Genomic DNA, 16587 nt, shown 5'->3' on the forward strand with positions numbered 1-16587 from the left:
TGCGGACAGGTCAAATCACCGTGTTGAACTGGCCAAAGGCCGGGCGCGGCGACCGCGCGTGAATCGTGGACGGGTCGCCCACGCCCAATGTCGCGATGAAGTTGGACTTCACGCCCGGCTGGTCGCCGAAGAAAGCCTCGTCGACCTTGGCGTTGTCGAAGCCGGACATCGGGCCGGTATCGAAGCCCAGCGCGCGCGCCGCGATGATGAAATAGGCACCCTGTAGCGAGGAATTGCGGAAGGCCTGCTCGCGGCGACCTTCCTCGCTCGGGAACCAGGTCTTCGCTTCCGGCGCGTGCGGAAAGAATTCAGGCAGATGTTCGTGGAAGTTCACGTCATAGCCGATGATCACGCTGGCCGGCGCCTTGCGGATCTTCTCGCCATTGCTGCCGCTGGACAGGCTGGCGAGCTTGTCCTTGCCGTCCTGGCCGAGGATCCAGACGAACCGCGCCGACTGCTGGTTGACCGAGGTCGGCCCCATCTTGAGCAGATCGTAGATCGCCTCGATGTCCGCCTGCGTCACCGTCTGGTCGGTATAGCCGTTATAGCTTCGCGCGGTGCGGAAGATGGTGTCGAGGGCGACATCGTTCAGCGGCTGGCCCATGGCCTGCGATCCTTTCTATTTTTGGCGGGGAACGTGCCGGGCGCGCGATCAGATCGCGCGCACCTCGGTCACTTCGGGGACATAATATTTGAGCAGCTGCTCGATGCCGTTCTTCAGCGTCGCGGTCGACGACGGGCAGCCCGAACAGGCGCCCTGCATCTGGAGGAACACCTTGCCCTGGTCGAAGCCGCGATAGACGATGTCGCCGCCGTCATTGGCGACCGCCGGGCGAATGCGGGTGTCGATCAGCTCGCGGATCTGCGCGACGATGTCGGCATCTTCCGGATTGTCGCCGAAGTCGGCGCTCTCCGGCGGCACGCTGAAGCCGGCGGCCGTGCCTGCCATGAACAGCGGCATGTTCGCCGAGAAATGATCGAGCAGGATGCCGAGCACGTCGGGCTTGAGGCCCACCCAGTCGACGCCGGGCGCGGCGGTGACCGAGATGAAGTCGCGGCCGAAGAACACGCCGGTAACGTCGCCCAGCGCAAACAATGCCGTGGCGAGCGGCGAGGCCTCGGCCTCTTCGGGGCTGGCGAAGTCGCGGGTACCCGCCTCCATCACGATCCTGCCGGGCAGGAACTTGAGCGTGGCGGGGTTGGGCGTGGCTTCGGTCTCGATCAGCATGGCGCCCACATGGGCGCGTCCTTGGGCAGGATCAAGCGGGCGCGACGGAAACGCTGCGTTGCCGGAGGACTTCTTGAGCCCCTCCCCTTCAGGGGAGGGGTTGGGGGTGGGGCCTGAACTGGGAGCGAGTCCTTCCGCTGGTCGGTTATCCCCCACCCCAACCCCTCCCGTGAAGGGGAGGGGCTAAGAAGTGGCCTCCCCCTTCCCCCACACATCGTGTAGGCCCGCCCGCGATGTTCCGCCGTCCGCTGCTCGCTTCGCTCCTTCTCGGCATTGCCTCCGCCACCGGCTTCGCGCCGCTGGAATGGTGGCCGCTGACCCTGCTCTGCTTCGCCGGGCTGTTCGCGCTGAGTCACGCCGCGCCGACCCTGCGCAGTGCGGTGCTCCGCGCCTGGCTGTTCGGGCTCGGCCATTTCACCCTGGGCGACAACTGGATCCAGCATGCGTTCGACTTCCAGGACAAGATGCCGCCCGCGCTCGGCTATGCCGCCGTCGTGTTGCTGGCGCTGTACCTCGCCGCCTATCCGGCGCTGGCGATGGGCGCGGCCTGGGCCTTTGCGCGCAAGGTGAAGCCGAGGTCCGGCTGGGTCGAGCCCGACCTCGGCTATGTCCTCGCCGGCGCGGCCGCCTGGATCGTCACCGAATGGCTGCGCGGGGTGGCGTTCACCGGCTATCCGTGGAACCCGCTGGGCGTGATCTGGGTACCGGTGCCGGGGGTGCGCAACCTCGCGACGCTGATCGGCACCTATGCGCTGTCCGGCGTGACGATCGCGGTCGCCGGCAGCCTCTACCTCGCCTTCCAGCGCCAGTATCGCCCGCTGCTCGTCGCGGTCGTGGCGCTGCTCGCGCTCAATATCGCCTGGTCGGATCGCTGCGACCGGATCCGCTGCATCAGCACCGCCAGTGGCAAGGAAGTGGTGATCGTCCAGCCCAATATCGGCCAGGACGCGGTCGGCCGCCCGGACTATGCCGAATACCTCCTCAACCGGATGATCGCGCTCACCGGCAGGCCCGGCGCGCTGCCCCGCCTCGTCGTCTGGCCCGAGGGCATGGTCGATTACTTCGTCGAGGACGGGTATCCGGTGCAATGGTACCGCCAGGACCCGCGCATGGTCCGCGCCCGCATCGGCGCGGTACTGGGTCCCTGGGACCGGGCGCTGATCGGCGGCAACGCGCTCGAGTTCGGCCGCGACAACCAGCTGCAGGGCGCCGGCAACTCGGTCTGGGCGCTGGGGCCCGACGGCATGCTGGGCGGCCGCTACGACAAGGCGCATCTGGTGCCCTACGGCGAATATCTCCCGATGCGCACGCTGCTCGCTCCGCTCGGCCTCGCCCGGCTGGTGATGGGCGATGTCGACTTCCTGCCCGGCCCCGGCCCGCGCGCGATCGCCGTGCCCGGCTTCGGCAATGCCGGCATCCAGATCTGCTACGAGATCATCTTCTCCGGACAGGTCGTGGACCAGGCCCACCGCCCCGACTTCCTGTTCAACCCCTCGAACGACGCCTGGTTCGGCAGCTGGGGCCCGCCGCAGCACCTCGCCCAGGCGCGGCTGCGCGCCATCGAGGAGGGCCTGCCCATCCTCCGCTCCACCCCCACCGGCATCTCGGCGCTGATCGACGGGCATGGTCGGCTGCTCGGCACGATCCCGCCAGGCGAAGCCGGCGCGATCCGCCTTCCCCTTCCCCGCCCGCTGCCGCCGACACTGTTTGCGCAAGTCGGCAACTGGATGGTGCTGCTGGTCGCGGCGCTTACGGGCTTGTTCGCGATTGCCAATCGGCGCTTCGCCCGTTAGGGAACAGATATAAGGAAAGCTTTATATGGGCATGGCAACGGCCCGGCGATCCTTCCCAACCTGAGGAATTTACATGCGTTCCAACTATCTCTTCACGTCCGAGTCCGTTTCCGAGGGCCATCCCGACAAGGTCGCCGACCAGATTTCCGACTCGATCGTCGACCTGTTCCTGTCGAAGGATCCCGAAGCGCGTATCGCCTGCGAGACGCTGACCACCACCCAGCTCGTCGTGCTCGCCGGCGAAATCCGCTGCAAGGGCGTGTACGAGAACGACGCCTGGGCCCCGGGCGCGCAGGAAGAGATCGAGAAGACCGTCCGCGAAACGGTGAAGCGCATCGGCTATGAGCAGTCGGGCTTCCACTGGCAGACCTTCCGTTTCGAGAACAACCTGCACGGCCAGTCGGCGCACATCGCGCAGGGCGTGGACGCGAGCGGCAACAAGGACGAAGGCGCCGGCGACCAGGGCATCATGTTCGGCTTCGCCTGCGACGAGACCCCGGACCTGATGCCGGCGACGCTCTACTACAGCCACAAGATCCTCGAGCGCATGGCCGCCGACCGCCATTCGGGTGCCGCGCCGTTCCTCGAGCCCGACGCCAAGAGCCAGGTCACGCTGCGCTTCGAGAACGGCAAGCCGGTCGCCGCAACCGCGATCGTCGTCTCGACCCAGCATGCGCCGGGTTATGACACGGGCGACAAGGAAGCCGAGCTCCACGCCTATGTGAAGAAGGTCGTTGCCGACCTGCTTCCGGCCGAGCTGCTGTCGGATGCGACCGAATATCACATCAACCCGACCGGCTCGTTCGAAATCGGCGGTCCGGACGGGGACGCCGGCCTGACCGGCCGCAAGATCATCGTCGACACGTACGGCGGCGCCAGCCCGCACGGTGGCGGCGCGTTCAGCGGCAAGGACCCGACCAAGGTCGATCGTTCGGCGGCGTACATCACGCGCTATCTGGCGAAGAACATCGTCGCCGCCGGCCTCGCCGCGCGCTGCACGATCCAGCTCGCCTATGCGATCGGCGTGTCCAAGCCGCTGTCGCTCTATGTCGACACCCACGGCACCGGCACCGTCGGCGACGACAAGATCGAGCAGGCGATCCAGGGCATCGAGAAACTGGGCGGCCTCACCCCGCGCGGCATCCGCACCCATCTCGGCCTCAACAAGCCGATCTACCAGCCGACCGCTGCCTATGGTCACTTCGGCCGCAAGCCCGAGGGCGACTTCTTCCCCTGGGAGCGCACCGACCTGGTCGAGGATCTGAAGGCCGCGCTCGCCGCCTGATCGATCGTTCCGATCCGAAGACGACAAGGCCCCGCCGGCACCCGCCGCGCGGGGCTTTTTCATATGTGCGGCGCACGTTCGTTTCACCGCCGGCCTATAAGATTCCTTGGGCCCGCATGGTTAACGCGGGCAGTGGAGGAAGTACGAATGGTTCTCGACGCGGAGGACTGGCAGCCCGCACCCGAAGCCGGGCTGCACCTCGCTTTCCGGCCGGTGCACGACGTCATCACCGGCCGCGTCTATGCCTATGAAGCATTGCTGCGCGGCCCCGACGGCGAGGAGGGTGACGAGATCCTCGCCCAGATCCCGCCCGGCCGCCACGCCGAGCTGGACCGGCGCATCGCCGCCGCCGCCGTCTACCGCGCGATGGACGCGGGGCTCGGCACCATGCCCGCGCGACTGCTGATTCCGATCCTGGCGCCGACCGCGGCGCCCGCCGGCGCCTCGCTCGCCGCGGCGACCGAAGCCGGTCGCCGCACCGGGCTGGTGCCCGAACGCATGATCTTCGGCATCCACGATTTTGCCGACGTTCCCGGCCAGCATCTCGCCGATCTGGTGGACGGCCATCGCCGCGCCGGCAGCCTCAGCGCCTTTGTCGGCCTCAGCCACGATCCGATCGGCTTCACGCCCTGCGTGCGCTATCGCCCGGAGATGGTGCGGCTCGAACCCGAGCTGGTCCACGGCATCGACTCGAGCTGGTCGCGCCGGCTGATGCTGGAGGAGCTTGCCCCCCGTCTCCGCGACCTCGGCATCCGCGTGATTGCCGATGGCGTGGAGCGCGAGCCGGTGCTCCAGCGGCTGCGCAGCTTCGGGATCTTCCACGTCCAGGGTGCGATGGTGGCCCCGCCGCTTCCCGGCGCGCTGCCGCCGACGCGGATCGTCCGGTCCGCAGCGGCCGCCTGACCATGGGGTTAGCCCGAGCGTCACCGTCAACGCTCGGGTAATCACTTCCGCCTACCGTTCGAGCAAGGGGATCCAGCTTGGAGATGCCCCGTGCTCGACCAAATCGCTTCCGCCCCCCGACAGGAACCCGTGCCGCGGGACTGGTTCGCGATGGCGTTCCAGCCGGTCGTCAACACCTCCACCCTCATCGTCACCGCCTATGAGGCGACCTTCCGCGGCCCCGCGGGCGAAAGCCCCGCCGCGTTCGTGGATACGCTGCCGGAGGACAAGCGCGCCACCTTCGACCTGCGCTGCCGCGTCGCCGCGATCGAGCAGGCGATGGCGCTGGGCATCACCGAACGCCACACCCGGCTCGCGATCAAGGTGATGCCGCGCTACATCACCGATCCGCAAGCCGACGCCGATCGCATGCTGCGCATCGTCCGCCGACTCGGCTTTCCGGCACGCGAGCTGGTGTTCGAGTTCAGCGACCGCGACCATCTCGAGAGCGACAAGATGCTCGGGCTGATGAAGGCCTATCGCAAGCTCGGCTTCCTGATCGCGTTCGACGATTTCGGCGTCGGCGACATGGGGCTGGATCTGGTCGCCGCCTTCACCCCGGACACGCTGAAGCTCGCCCCCGAACTGGTGCACAGCCTGTGCAGCAGCTGGGCCAAGCGCATCGTCGTCGAGCGGGTCGCCGAAATTGCCAAGAAGGGCCGCATCCGGCTGATCGCGGAGGGCGTTTCGACGCGGGCCGAGCATGACCGGCTGCGGTCTTTGGACGTGATGCTGATGCAGGGCGATCTCATTGCGCCCGCGCAAGTCGGCGCCCTGCCCGCCCCGGCCTTGCGGCTGACCGCCGCGGCGTGACGGCGAATCGCCGAATCGTCCGCAGGTCCGAAAGGCAAGCTTCGTAGAATCCCCAATCGGTTGAATCCGCTGCGGCGACGCACGGAATGGGACCATCCGGCCGGATTGGGTACCCAGACTTCAGGTTCACAAGAATCGCGTAGAGGAGCACCCCATGGCCACCATGATGGATCTTCGGATCGACCTGCAGCCGATCACGGCCCAAGGCACCGCCGAACCGTTCGCCTGGCACGCCGGCATCCACGCCCGCCCTCACGTTTTTCACACCGTCGACGCCATCCTGCCGCGCGAAGATCGCGCCGAACTGGAAGCCGCCCGCCTCGATCGCGCCTTTGCCGCGGCGGCGGAGGCCGGACTGGTTGCCGCCGGCACGCTGCTGGTGGTGCCCGTGCAGCTCCGCGCCGCCGCGCCGGATCGCCTGCTCACCCACCTCTTCCGCGCCGCGCTTCGCCACCGCTTCCCGCTCGACCGCGTCGTCGTCGAGATCAGCGCCGACGAATCGGCCGATCGCGACGACGCCGCCGCGATGATCCACGCCTGCACCGATCGCGGCATGCTGATCGGCTTCAGCGATTTCGCCGCCGGGCCGCTGGCGCTGGGCCTGCTCGCGCACTGCTCGCCGCGCCTCATCCGCCTGGCACCGGCGCTCGCCCACCGCCTCGATGCTGCCCCGGCGCGCGCCCGCCTGGTCGAAGGCGTGCTGCGCCTCGCGCGTGGCATGGGCGTCACCGTGATCGCCCCGGCGCCCACCGAGGACGCCGAACAGCGCGCCGCTGCCGCCGCCGGCCTCCGCCATTTCCAGGGCGAGCTGCGCGTCGAACGCCGCGTCCGCCGCTACACGCGCCCCATGCGTCCCTGGGGCATGCCTGGTACCGGGATGCGCATCGCGGCCTGAGTTAACGCGGATTTGCCAGCAAGCGGCGGCGCGACTATGCGCTGCCCCCCATGGCCGATCCCATCACTCTTCGTCGTCTCTATGGCCGCCGCCAGGGCCACAAGCTCCGCCAGGGCCAGTCCGCGCTCGTCGAGGAGCTGCTGCCGCAGGTGAGCGTGCCCGGTGCCGGCCCGCTCGATGCGCGAGCGCTGTTCGGCGACGATCGCCCGCTCGAATTCGAGATCGGCTTCGGCGGCGGCGAGCATCTCGCCGGCCAGGCCGCGATGCGCCCCGATCACGGCTTCATCGGCTGCGAACCCTTTCTCAACGGCGTGGTCGGCGCCCTGAACCACGTTCGCGATGGCGCGCTGGCCAATGTCCGCCTGCACATGGGCGACGCTTTGGAGGTGATGGAGCGACTGCCCGATGCCAGCCTGTCGCGCGTCTATCTGCTCCACCCCGATCCCTGGCCCAAGGCGCGCCACGCCAAGCGCCGCATGGTCAACCATGGCCCGCTCGACCTGATCGCCGCCAAGCTCAAGCCCGGCAGCGAGTTCCGCCTCGGCACCGACGATCCCACTTATTGCCGCTGGGCGATGATGGTGCTCGGCCAGCGCACGGATTTCGTCTGGCAGGCGCAACGCGCGCAGGATTTCCTCACCCGCCCCGCCGACTGGCCCGAGACCCGCTACGAGCGCAAGGCGCGTCGTCAGGGGCATGAGGTCTGGTACTTCCGCTATGTCCGCATCTGAGCCGCGCCACCGCATCGAAAGCGTCGACACCGCCTATCAGGGGTGGGGACGGCTGCTGCTGGCGACACTGCGGACTCCCGACGGCAGCCGGATCACGCGGCAGATCGAAGATCATGGCGATGCCGTGGGCGTGCTGCCCTATGATGCGGCGCGCGGCACGGTGCTGCTCGTCAGCCAGTCGCGCCCGCCGCTGATCTTCCGTGGCGAGGCCGAATCGGTCTTCGAAGTACTCGCCGGCCGCATCGATCCCGGCGAAGCGGCCGAAGCGAGCGCCCGCCGCGAGGCGGAGGAGGAATGCGGCGTCGCGCTGGGCACGCTCGCGCTCGTCGGCCATTTCTTCGCGATGCCCGCGGTTTCCACCGAGCGGCTGAGCCTGTACCTCGCGGCCTACAGCGTCGCCGATCGCACCGGTGCCGGCGGCGGCATCGCGGGCGATCACGAGGATATCGAGGTGATCGAGATGCGGCTCGACGACCTGTGGGCGATGGGCATGTCCGCGCTGGCCGACATGAAGACGGCGCTCCTCGTCCTCGCGCTGCGCGAGCGGCTTGCCGCTCAGGCCTGGCCGCCCGCCGGCTGACCGCTGCGGCGCCAGCGCGCGGCGAGCAGCTGCGCAACAAGCGCCGACGGCCCCGGCCGCACCAGGATCCAGTCGCGGAGCGCTGCGCCGCGCCGCGCGCCCAGCGCCTGCTTGTAGCCGCTGTCGCCTGCCCCCCAGTCGATGTTGGTCACACCCCGCGCCAGCCCGCGGGCGAAGTCGCGATAGGCGAGCAGCCGGCCGGGCGAATGCCGCGCGATCGCCGGATCATAGCTGTTGGCGATCACATGGGACCGCGCGCCCGCCGTCAGCCGGAAAGCGAAGGCCATCGCCCGCCCGTCGATCCGCAACACCGCCGCCTCGAACATCGCTGCCAGCGCCGGGTCGCGCGCCGCCGCGCGCCAGAAGGCGCCGTGTCCGTCCGCGGTGAACTTCGCGTCGCTGCCGTCGGTGCGGGTGCCGATCCAGCTGCGCCGCTCGACATCGGCGAGCTCGTCGAACGGCGGCGCCCCCCATTGCCAATCGAGCCGGCCCAGCCTGGCGATCTGCTTCTCGAAATAGCGGTTCTTCCGCAGGGTCGCGCCGCTCGGCCATTGGGCCGCCGCCAGCGCCCCCAGGTCGAGCTCGAACGAATCGCCGATGTGCCGGTCGAGCAGCGTCCAGCCCTTCGCCCTTGCCGCCGCCATCAGCCAGTCGAGCGCCGGATCGCCGTCCTGCACCGGCCCGATCCGCAACGCGCGCACCTGCCGAGCCAGCGCGCCGAGCAGCGCATCCGCCGCCGTTGCGCTCGCCGCCTCGGCGACGGGAAAGCTGCGGAACGGCCAATAGCAGCCGGGGATCTCCGCCACGCCCAACCAGCGCGGCCCCTTGGCGACGAAGGGCAGCGCCGCCACGGGGATACCCGCCGCCTCCACGACCAGCGTCCGCGCGTTGCCGCCATAAGCCTGCAGGGCCGCGGCATACCAGGCGTGGCGGAGAAAACGATGACGTTCCGGGGCCCGCTCGGCCACCGCGTCCAACGCCTCCGACAGGCGCGGCGCACAGTGCACCGACACCCTCGCCCCGCCCCGGCCGTCATCCTCGCAAAGGCGGGGATCCATCGGCGGGAACGCCTCGGCACCTTCCCCCACCGGCCGGGCAAACAGACCTCCGCCTTTGCGGGCATGACGGTGGAGAGCGGGGACCGACGGCGCCATTCGAGCGTCTTAGTCCCCACCCGTTACCATCCGGTGCAACCGTTGCTTGCACAGCGCGCACGACCCCCCGCATAAGGAGCATGCATGGAAGGCCCTTATCTCTCCACCGTGTCGGACACGATCCAGGCAGCAATCGCACCGGTGTTCCTGCTCGCCGGCATCGGCGCGTTCCTGAACACGATGGTCGGTCGGCTCGCCCGCATCATTGATCGCGCGCGGGTGATCGAAGAGCTCCACCCCCGTTCCAGCGGGCCCGAGCATGACCGGCACGTGTGGGAACTGCGGATCATCGATCGCCGCATCTCGGTGATCAACAACGCCATCTTCCTGTGCACCGCCAGCGCGCTCGCCATCTGCATGGTCGTCGCGCTGATGTTCGTGTCCCGGCTGGCCAACCTCCATGTCGGCATCTGGGTGGCGGTGGCCTTCATCGTCTCGATGCTGCTGCTGATCGCGGGGCTGCTCTATTTCCTCGTCGAGGTGCGGATGTCGCTGAAGGCGATCCATGTCCGCAAGGAACTGCTCGAACTCGATTCGTGACCCATTGCCCTGCGGCCGCCGCCTGACTAACACCCCCGCTTCCCTTTCACGGGCGGGCAGACAATGACGGACGCACCTCGTATCGGCATCATCATGGGCAGCACTTCCGATTGGGATACGATGCGGCACGCCGCGTCGATCCTCGAGGAACTGGGCGTCTCCCACGAGACCAGGGTCGTCTCCGCCCACCGCACCCCCCAGCGGCTGTACGACTATGCGACGAGCGCCGCGGAGCGCGGGCTCAAGGTGATCATCGCCGGGGCCGGCGGCGCGGCGCATCTGCCCGGCATGGCGGCGGCGATGACGCATCTGCCGGTGCTGGGCGTGCCGGTCGAATCCAAGACGATGAAGGGGCTCGACAGCCTCTATTCGATCGTCCAGATGCCCGGCGGCATTCCCGTCGGCACGCTGGCGATCGGCAAGGCGGGCGCCAAGAACGCCGCCTTGCTCGGCGCCGCAATCCTCGCCACGGCGGACGAAGCGCTGACCGAGCGGCTGATCGCCTGGCGCACCGCGCAGACCGAAAGCGTCGCGGAGGAACCGGCATGAGCGACGTGCTTCCCCCCGGCTCGACCATCGGCATCCTCGGCGGCGGCCAGCTCGGCCGGATGATCGCCGTCGCGGCCGCCAATCTCGGCTATCGCACCCATGTCCTCGCCCCCGACGAGGAAAGTATCGCCGCGCAGACCGCCTCCAGCTTCACCCGCGCCGATTATCACAGCCATATCGTGCTCGACGAACTGGCGAGCCATGCCGATGTGATCACCTACGAGTTCGAGAATGTCGCACTCGCCCCGGTCGCGCATCTCGCCAGCAAGGTACCCGTCCGCCCCGGCGCCAAGAGCCTGGAGATCGCGCAGGACCGTGCCAACGAAAAGACGTTCGTGGCGAACTTGGGTGGCCGCACCGCGCCCTGGGCGCTGGTCACCACCCGCGACGAGCTGCACGATGCGATCGCCAGGATCGGCGCGCCGTCGATCCTGAAGACGCTGCGGCTCGGCTATGACGGCAAGGGCCAGGTGCGCCTGCACGATGCCTCGGAAGCGGACGCCGCCTGGGCGGCGATCGGCGAACGCCCGGCGATCCTCGAGGGCTTCGTCACCTTCAGCCACGAATTCTCGATCATCACCGTGCGCGGACTGGACGGCACGCTGGCCAGCTATCCGCCGCCGTGGAACGAGCACAAGGACGGCATCCTCGCCCGCTCCTCTTTGCCCGCCCCCGCCGAGATCGCGCGCCACTGGACCGAGGCGGCGGCACTCTCCGGCCGCGTCGCCGAAGCGCTCGGCCATATCGGCGTACTGACCTGCGAGTTCTTCGCGACCGAGGACGGCCCGGTGTTCAACGAGATGGCGCCGCGCGTCCACAATAGCGGCCACTGGACGATCGAGGGCGCCGAGACCTCGCAGTTCGAGAACCATGTCCGCGCGATCTGCGGTCTGCCGCTCGGCTCGACCGCGCTGACCGGCACGCATGTCGAGATGGAGAACCTGATCGGCGACGAAGCCGATCGCTGGCCCGAGCTGCTCGCCGAGCCGGGCACCCATCTCCACCTCTACGGCAAGGGCCAGGCGCGGCCGGGGCGCAAGATGGGGCATGTCACGCGGGTGAAGCGGGGCTAACCCGCCTTCCCCCGCGTGCGGGACGGCTCAATTGCCCTCCGAATCCACGACGAACACTTCCGGCTTGCCGCGCGACAGCGGATCCCAGCCGGCCGACAGCGCGGAGCGGACGCACCGCGCGATCGTCGCGTCGTCGAGCTGGAGACGGCCGCGCGGCAGGCCCTTGAGCAGGCGCTTGGGCGCAGGGAATTCCAGCCAGGCCTCGCGCTTGGCATCGCGCTGGGCGACCGCGATGGTCATCCCCTTCCAGCCCTCGTCGTCCGACAGATGGGGCTCGCGCTGCAGACGCCAATCATAGGTCACGCCATCCAGATCGATGGCACCGCTGGTGCTAAGGGATTTCGACATCGGCGCGCCCTAGCACAGCGCGCCCGCCAACGCACGGGCGCGGGTCCGCCGCCCTATTGCACCAGCCCCGCCACCACCGGCAGCGCCGAGGCGAAGATCGTCGGCATGCCGTTGCGGATGTAGATCCACTTCGCATAGTCGAGGAAGACGTCGGTTCGATACGCCGTCACGTCGTTGCCGAAGGTGAACAGCACATAGTCGCTGCCCAGCCGCTCGGTCAGCGCGGTGCTTTCGGCCGGGTCCATGCACTGGATCTCGAAATGGAGCACCGCCGGCCGACAGCTATGGTCCAGCACGTCGTCGATTATCACCTTGTCCATGCCCTCGGCATCGATCACCAGGATCTCGGGTGTGCGGCCTTGCGCCTGCGCGGCCAGCGCATCGAAGCCGGTGACCGGCACGGTGACGCGCTCGATGCAGGTGCCGATGCGGCGCGTCGTCTCCGCATCGATGGTCAGCCCGCCGATCGCATTCTTGTCGTCATAGACCGAGGAGATGCCCAGCACCCAGCGCGGCAGCCCCGCGGCGGCCGCCTTGTCCGGGTTGATCGCGTTGAGCACCAGCGGCTGCCCGTCGGCGCTATAGGCCTGCTGCAGCAGCACCGCGTTGCGGTTGTTGGCATAGCCGCGTTGCAGCATGCCGAACATATACGGATTGGGCTCGAGCAGCAGCGCGGGCGGATCGTAATTGACCATCGCCGAGCGCAACGGATCGACGAGGACGCCGTCCGCCGCGCCGATCTGCCACACCATGCGATCGCGGTTCTGTTCGAGCAGCCAGTGGACGATCTTGTCGAACGCGAACGCCGGGCGGTCCGCCGGTGCCACCGTCAGGCTGCTGCTGAGGAATTGCGCCGCCTCGGCGGACATCCGGCGCGCATCGGCCATCACCGTGAGGACGAGCCGGACGTCGGTCGCCCATTTGTCGTCAAAGCCCTCCAGGATGCCGGCGGCGTCGATCAGATCGCCCTTGGCGAGCAGATCGAGCGCCTTGCCCTTCTTCTGCTCGGGCGGCAGCCAGGCGCCGCCCCACACATGGACGCCGAGCGTGTTGCCGAGGTCCTTCCGCCGGATCGAGGACAGGGGAGCGTCGTACAGATAGGGATAGAAGGTCTCGGGCGGCAGGCGGCGATGCGCGTGCTTGGCCAGATATTTGCCGAACAGCCAGGGGCCGGTCGTCACATTGGGGCGTGATTCATCGGGCTCGGCGGCGATGATATGGTCGATCAGGTCGCGGAAGATCGGATGGCCGGCAGGCGCGCCGATGAAACCGATCGAGCAATATTCGGTCGCATCGGTCTCATTGCAGACGGTGAGTTCGCGGCACAGCGCCTCGGGCTCGAAATGGCCATAGGGCATGATGTCGCAATCGAGATAGATCCCGCCATGCGTGTAGAGGATCTCGTAGCGCGCCAGATCGGCGCGCGAGACATGGCTGGCAAAGCGGTCGAGTGCGGGTCGCGACAGCCTCAGCTGGTCGAGGTCGCGATCGGTCCAGGTGCGGAAGATGCTGTCGGGGAACTGGCGCTGCCAGGCCTGCCAATAGGCCTCGTAGGCGGGCGGGATCGGGCGCGTGCCGAACCAGATGCGGTGGAACGTCGTGGGCGCGCCCGGCGCGGGGTCTGCGGCGCGCGCGGGCGCCGGGCGTACCGCTGCGGCAGGCGCAGGCCGGGGGTCGGTGGCCGGGGCGGGTGCGGGTGCGGACGCCGGTGCCGTCACCACCTGCTGGTGCAGCGCGTCATAGATACCCAGCGTGCTGCCCCAGAGCTGCTCGGCATAGACCGGTCCGGGCCCCTCATATTTCACCCCCGAGAAATGCTCGGGGATGAAATAGTGGCTCGGGTAGATGCGCAGGCCGTGATAGCGATATTCGCGGTAGGAATCGGTCAGCCGCTTCGGGCCGACGCTCTCCCATGCCATCCGGTCGACCACGGTCGGTTCGTTGTAGATGTCGCCGATGATCTGCGCGACGAACGGGTTCTTCGGCTGCGCGGCGAAATAGCCTGCGGCGATCAGCCCGGGCCGCGTCATCTCGTTTTCCCAGCAGGCAAAGGCCTCGCAATCGAGCAGGTGGTCGTCCAGCGGCCGCACGCACACGCTGTCGGCATCTACGACGAAGCCGCCATGCTCGTACACGATCTCCCACCGCATCATGTCGGCGACGCCGTTCAGCTCGCGATCGGACATCTCGCTCATGTGGCGGCCGTTGATCCAGCCGCGCTGCTGCAGCGACTCGTTGCCCCAGATCCGGATCTCCCAGCCGGGATTGCGGGTGCGCCAGGTGTCGATGCAATTGTCCGGCCGCTTGGTTTCGTCGCCCACCCAGATGAAGTGCAGAATCTTGGGTATCATGCAGCAGTCCTTCGATCCGAGCAGCAGCGCCCGCCCCACGCCCACCAGCAGCACGAGCGCGCGGCGGCCGCGGCCGCGCACGTCCGGACGCATGGAATGTCTCTTGGTCTTATAGACGGGGCGGCGGCGGCAGGGTCGGTCCGGTGAAGACTTGATTCAGCATAGTGGCGCACCGATGCGGGGCCGAAGCGTTCAGCGCTTTCCCGGCTCCACCCGATCCGCCAGCCGCGCGACGGCGGCGGCGTGGATGCCCGGCGTCGTCGCCAGCACGCCATAGGCCTCGCCCGCCGGGGTGTTGAACGCCAGCGCCTGCCCCAGCGCATCGGTCACCGCCGCGCCGGCCTCGCGGGCGAGCAATACCGCGGCGGCGATGTCCCATTCATGCCCCCAGCGCAGCGTCGCGACGAGGTCGGCCTCGCCCGCCGCGACCATCGCGATGCGCAGCGCGATCGAATTGGGCTTGGGAACCGTCACCAGGTCGCGATCGACCTTGGGGAGCTGATCCGCCGGCACCCGCGCACCGGGCAGGTCCGCGCGCTCGGAGGCATGCAGTGCCACGCCGTTGCGCCACGCCCCTGCGCCGGCCCGCGCCGTCCACACCTCCCCGCGCGCCGGTGCGTCGAGCACGCCGATCACCGGCTGACCATGCTCCACCAGCGCGATCGACACCGCCCAGCCGGGCCGCCCGCGCAGATAATCGCGCGTCCCGTCGATCGGATCGACCACCCAGAGCCGGGAGAGCGCCAGCCGATCCGCATTGTCCACCGTCTCTTCCGACAGCCAGCCGGCGTCCGGCAGCAATGCCCCGAGCCTATCGCGGAGCAGCGCGTCCACCTCGAGGTCGACCGCGCAGACCGGATGTCCCGGCACCTTCTCCCAACGCGCGAAATCGCTCTGCCAGCGCGCCATGGCGTGGCGCCCCGCCTCGGCGGCGATGGCGGCGATCTCGGCAGCGAACTCAGGCACCGGCGATCGTCATTCCATCGATGCGAACCGTCGGCGCGTTGATGCCATAGCGGAACTCGAGGTCGTTCGCCGGGGTGAGCGCCAGGAACATGTCCTTGAGGTTGCCCGCGATCGTCACCTCGGAGACGGGCACGGTGAGTTCGCCCTTCTCGATCAGGAAGCCTGCGGCCCCCCGGCTGTAATCGCCGGTCACGCCGTTGACGCCCTGGCCGATCAGTTCGAACACATAGAGGCCATAGTCGATCTCGCCGATCAGCGTCTCGGCCGGCACGTGCCCCGCTTCCATATAGAGGTTGCTGGGCGACACGCCGGGCGCCCCGCCGCCACCGCGCGTGGCATGGCCGGTCGGCTCGAGCCCGAGCTGGCGGGCGGCGGCACTCTCCAGCAGCCATGTCTCCAGCAGCCCCTCGCGCACGATCTGCATGCGGCTGACCGGCAGCCCCTCGCCGTCGAACGCACGCGAGCGCATGCCGCGCGGCCGGTGCGGATCATCCCAGATGGTAACGCCGGGCGCAAAGATCTGCGTGCCCAGCGCATCGAGCAGGAAGCTCGTCTTGCGGGTGATCGCCGCGCCGGAAATCGCGCCGATCAGATGACCGAGCAGCCCCGAGGAGACACGGCGATCGAACACCACCGGCATCGCGCCGCTGGGGATCTTGCGCGGGTTCAGCCGGGCCACCGCCCGCTCACCGGCAAGCCGCCCGATCGCCTCGGGCGAATCGAGCGTCGCGGCATGGCGGGCGGAATGGTGCGCATGGTCGCGCTCCATCGCCCCACCGCTGCCCGCGAGCACGCTGGCGGAGATTCCGTGGCTCGACTGCGCATAGGCGCCGTGGAAGCCGTGGCTGGTGACCAGCGCGAGCTGCACCCGGCTCGCGCCCGCACCCGCGCCTTCGCTATTGGTGACGCCCGCCACGCCGCGCGCAGCCTCCTCGGCAGCGAGCGCACGCGCCTTGAGCGCGGCCGGCTCCACTTCGGCGCCGTCGTCGAGATCGAGATGCGGCGGTGCCCCGTGCATCAGCCGGTCCTCGGGAGCGAGGCCGGCCCATTGGTCTTCGGGCGCCTCGCGCGCCATCGCGACGACGCGCTCGACCAGGGCGGCGATCGCCTCGCTGCTCAGATCACTGGTCGAAACGCTGGCCGAGCGCTTGCCGACGAACACGCGCAGGTCGAGCTCCTCCGCCTCGGAGCGCTCGACATCCTCCAGCGCCCCCATGCGGACGGAAACGGAAAGCGAGCGGTCGGCGGAGAAGACGGCATCGGCGGCGTCGGCCCCGGCACGGCGGGCACGCGCCACGGCATCGGCGGCGCGCTCCAGGGCCTGATCGTTGTTCAGCAT

17 protein-coding genes are annotated in these 16587 nt (G+C 68.9%); 10 read left to right on the plus strand and 7 right to left on the minus strand.

What is annotated here, in order from left to right:
- Window positions 1-10: 10 nt before the first annotated feature.
- Together S2M10_RS19755 and S2M10_RS19760 are read right to left on the minus strand one after the other, a co-directional pair.
- Complete coding sequence (locus S2M10_RS19755; protein WP_168847579.1) at window positions 11-604, minus strand: malonic semialdehyde reductase; 594 nt, start codon at window positions 602-604, stop codon at window positions 11-13.
- A 48-nt stretch (window positions 605-652) separates the two neighbouring features.
- Entirely contained in the window at window positions 653-1228 is a 576-nt protein-coding gene (locus tag S2M10_RS19760) for a NifU family protein (RefSeq protein WP_168847580.1), read from the minus strand.
- Window positions 1229-1461: 233 nt separating this feature from the next.
- Here S2M10_RS19760 and lnt point away from each other — a divergent pair, with 233 nt between their 5' ends.
- From lnt to S2M10_RS19795, 7 genes are all read left to right on the plus strand, one after another.
- Complete coding sequence (gene lnt / locus S2M10_RS19765) at window positions 1462-3021, plus strand: apolipoprotein N-acyltransferase (RefSeq protein ID WP_168847581.1); 1560 nt, start codon at window positions 1462-1464, stop codon at window positions 3019-3021.
- A gap of 73 nt (window positions 3022-3094) precedes the next feature.
- The gene (gene metK / locus S2M10_RS19770; RefSeq protein ID WP_168847582.1) at window positions 3095-4306 is read left to right on the plus strand and encodes a methionine adenosyltransferase; all 1212 of its coding nucleotides are present in this window, start codon (window positions 3095-3097) and stop codon (window positions 4304-4306) included.
- A gap of 147 nt (window positions 4307-4453) precedes the next feature.
- Window positions 4454-5209, plus strand: coding sequence for an EAL domain-containing protein (locus tag S2M10_RS19775; protein ID WP_168847583.1), 756 nt, complete (start codon window positions 4454-4456; stop codon window positions 5207-5209).
- 90 nt (window positions 5210-5299) lie between these two features.
- Entirely contained in the window at window positions 5300-6061 is a 762-nt protein-coding gene (locus tag S2M10_RS19780; RefSeq protein ID WP_168847584.1) for an EAL domain-containing protein, read from the plus strand.
- A gap of 154 nt (window positions 6062-6215) precedes the next feature.
- The gene (locus S2M10_RS19785; RefSeq protein WP_168847585.1) at window positions 6216-6956 is read left to right on the plus strand and encodes an EAL domain-containing protein; all 741 of its coding nucleotides are present in this window, start codon (window positions 6216-6218) and stop codon (window positions 6954-6956) included.
- A 50-nt stretch (window positions 6957-7006) separates the two neighbouring features.
- On the plus strand, window positions 7007-7687 hold the full coding sequence (locus S2M10_RS19790) for a tRNA (guanine(46)-N(7))-methyltransferase TrmB (protein WP_168847586.1): 681 nt from the start codon (window positions 7007-7009) through the stop codon (window positions 7685-7687).
- A complete protein-coding gene (locus S2M10_RS19795; RefSeq protein ID WP_168847587.1) occupies window positions 7674-8267 on the plus strand; it encodes an NUDIX domain-containing protein in 594 nt (197 codons plus the stop codon). The genes S2M10_RS19790 and S2M10_RS19795 overlap by 14 nt, the downstream gene beginning before the upstream one ends.
- Here S2M10_RS19795 and S2M10_RS19800 read toward each other — a convergent pair.
- Complete coding sequence (locus tag S2M10_RS19800; RefSeq protein WP_348770642.1) at window positions 8243-9274, minus strand: GNAT family N-acetyltransferase; 1032 nt, start codon at window positions 9272-9274, stop codon at window positions 8243-8245. The two genes, S2M10_RS19795 and S2M10_RS19800, sit on opposite strands and share 25 nt — an antisense overlap.
- A 231-nt stretch (window positions 9275-9505) precedes the next feature.
- On the opposite strand from S2M10_RS19800, the gene S2M10_RS19805 reads away from it, so the two are divergent.
- The 3 genes from S2M10_RS19805 (at window position 9506) to S2M10_RS19815 (ending at window position 11583) form a co-directional block, all read left to right on the plus strand.
- Window positions 9506-9961: a DUF2721 domain-containing protein gene (locus S2M10_RS19805; RefSeq protein WP_168847589.1), complete on the plus strand. Its 456-nt coding sequence runs from the start codon at window positions 9506-9508 to the stop codon at window positions 9959-9961.
- Window positions 9962-10024: 63 nt separating this feature from the next.
- Window positions 10025-10510 (plus strand): 5-(carboxyamino)imidazole ribonucleotide mutase, encoded by a 486-nt coding sequence (gene purE / locus S2M10_RS19810; protein WP_168847590.1) that lies wholly within the window; start codon window positions 10025-10027, stop codon window positions 10508-10510.
- Complete coding sequence (locus tag S2M10_RS19815) at window positions 10507-11583, plus strand: 5-(carboxyamino)imidazole ribonucleotide synthase (RefSeq protein WP_168847591.1); 1077 nt, start codon at window positions 10507-10509, stop codon at window positions 11581-11583. The genes purE and S2M10_RS19815 overlap by 4 nt, the downstream gene beginning before the upstream one ends.
- A 27-nt stretch (window positions 11584-11610) precedes the next feature.
- On the opposite strand, the gene S2M10_RS19820 is transcribed toward S2M10_RS19815, so the two are convergent.
- The 4 genes from S2M10_RS19820 to S2M10_RS19835 all read right to left on the minus strand — a co-directional run bounded on the left by S2M10_RS19820 (window position 11611) and on the right by S2M10_RS19835 (window position 16587).
- Complete coding sequence (locus S2M10_RS19820; RefSeq protein ID WP_116469591.1) at window positions 11611-11931, minus strand: hypothetical protein; 321 nt, start codon at window positions 11929-11931, stop codon at window positions 11611-11613.
- A gap of 53 nt (window positions 11932-11984) precedes the next feature.
- Window positions 11985-14375: a glycosyltransferase gene (locus S2M10_RS19825; RefSeq protein ID WP_168847592.1), complete on the minus strand. Its 2391-nt coding sequence runs from the start codon at window positions 14373-14375 to the stop codon at window positions 11985-11987.
- 99 nt (window positions 14376-14474) lie between these two features.
- Window positions 14475-15248: a 3'(2'),5'-bisphosphate nucleotidase CysQ gene (locus S2M10_RS19830; protein WP_168847593.1), complete on the minus strand. Its 774-nt coding sequence runs from the start codon at window positions 15246-15248 to the stop codon at window positions 14475-14477.
- A complete protein-coding gene (locus S2M10_RS19835) occupies window positions 15241-16587 on the minus strand; it encodes a metallopeptidase TldD-related protein (RefSeq protein ID WP_168847594.1) in 1347 nt (448 codons plus the stop codon). The genes S2M10_RS19830 and S2M10_RS19835 overlap by 8 nt, the downstream gene beginning before the upstream one ends.

Source organism: Sphingomonas sp. S2M10 (assembly GCF_012650175.1).
Classification (GTDB): Bacteria; Pseudomonadota; Alphaproteobacteria; order Sphingomonadales; family Sphingomonadaceae; genus Sphingomonas.